Origin of the sequence: Mesorhizobium sp. M7A.F.Ca.MR.362.00.0.0 (assembly GCF_004023175.1) — a bacterium.
GTDB lineage: Bacteria > Pseudomonadota > Alphaproteobacteria > Rhizobiales > Rhizobiaceae > Mesorhizobium.
Map to the genome: position 1 here is coordinate 1 of NZ_RZTF01000923.1, position 427 is coordinate 427.

At 62.5% G+C, this 427-nt stretch carries 1 pseudogene; it reads left to right on the forward strand.

Annotation, left to right across the window (positions count from 1 at the left end):
* Window positions 1–427, forward strand: a pseudogene (locus EOC06_RS38530) (integrase); the annotation flags it as partial.

Here is a 427-nt window from a genome sequence, read left to right on the forward strand (position 1 = left end):
GGCTCACGACGCTCTGGCCCGTTCTTATCGCAAGGTCCGTTTGCAAGGATCACCTCTCGGCCGAGATTGTCCGCCAACTCAACCACTTCCGCGACCATCTCAACGACCTGTTCGGCACACCGGATACGCCGGCGGTCCCGAACGGACCAGGTGATCAGCCTTGGCGGATCACGACGCGGCAGTTCAGACGCACGATTGCATGGCACATTGCCAACCGTCCCTTCGGCACAATTGCCGGCATGATCCAGTACAAGCATGCCTCCGTCGCCGCCTTCGAGGGCTATGCCGGCTCCAGCCGATCCGGCTTCCGTGCGGAGGTGCAGAACCAGCGCAGTCTCGGCCAGTTTGATGACCTGTTGACGTATTTCGATGAGCGGCAGGCCGGGGCGACGTTGTCCGGGCCCGCCGCAGTGCGTGTAGCAAAGAC